Source organism: Mesorhizobium sp. M5C.F.Ca.ET.164.01.1.1 (assembly GCF_004792125.1).
Classification (GTDB): domain Bacteria; phylum Pseudomonadota; class Alphaproteobacteria; order Rhizobiales; family Rhizobiaceae; genus Mesorhizobium; species Mesorhizobium wenxiniae.
In genome coordinates this window covers 1-299 of the sequence record NZ_SRTG01000494.1, presented here as the reverse complement: position 1 = coordinate 299, position 299 = coordinate 1, and the positions used below count along the sequence as shown (strand labels likewise).

The 299-nt window shown below is 65.2% G+C and carries 1 pseudogene; it reads left to right on the top strand.

What is annotated here, in order from left to right:
- Window positions 1-299 (top strand): annotated as a pseudogene (locus tag EN807_RS34435) (SAM-dependent methyltransferase); the annotation flags it as partial.

Genomic DNA, 299 nt, shown 5'->3' with positions numbered 1-299 from the left:
GTGGTGGCGGCCGACGTGTTCATCTATGTCGGCGCGCTCGAAGGCATTGTGAGCACCGTCGCCGGCATGCTTTCCGAGGACGGATTGTTTGCCTTCTCCGTTGAGACGCTGGCTGATGGAGAACTGGACGGCGGCAACGGTTTCGCGCTGCGCCCGTCCCGCCGCTATGCGCATTCGCAAGGCTACGTGCGGGGCGTTCTGGCCGCCAGCGGCTTTTCGATCTTGTCGCTGGACAGCACGATCGTCCGCCACGACCGCCACGAGCCGATCGATGGCCTCGCCGTGGTGGCGGGGAAATC